Source organism: Yersinia sp. 2542 StPb PI (assembly GCF_048593855.1).
Lineage (GTDB): Bacteria > Pseudomonadota > Gammaproteobacteria > Enterobacterales > Enterobacteriaceae > Yersinia > Yersinia enterocolitica_E.
Genome location: NZ_JAZGQA010000503.1, coordinates 1 through 455, shown reverse-complemented (window position 1 = coordinate 455; position 455 = coordinate 1). Strand labels below are relative to the sequence as shown.

The following is a 455-nucleotide window of genomic DNA, read 5'->3' as shown; positions in this document are numbered from 1 at the left end:
AATAGAACTCAACAACATTTCCATTATCGCCTAAATAATCATCAAATTTATTCAATGCCTTAGCAACATGAAAAAAACGGACTGTACTACTATCACAATCAACCTCTACTTTTGATGCTTTGCACAATGCCTCCAAATACTGAGATACATATTTTGATAATTTTGCTTTAACTTGATGTGCCGAGATTACTTTATTATTTGAGTAAATGGCAAAATCATCAGTACTGTCTAGTTGCAGTTCAAAGTCGTCAATTTCTTCCCCCCTGAACGATTTGTCTGCTAATAATGACAGGCAGTGATATAAAGCAATCTTGCCTTGATATACAAACCCTCCCCATGACGATATCGCACTATCAGGGAGATCTTCATTCGTATCAGTCACTTTATGCCCTTTTATAAGTAACTCTAATGAATATTAGTGTGAACCTCTTTTATTGCTTTTTTCCCATAAAAGG

The 455-nt window shown here is 34.9% G+C and carries 1 pseudogene; it reads right to left on the bottom strand.

Features of this window, described 5'->3' with window-relative positions:
- Positions 1–382 (bottom strand): annotated as a pseudogene (locus tag V1952_RS22500) (hypothetical protein); the annotation flags it as partial.
- Between the last annotated feature and the right edge of the window lie 73 nt (positions 383–455).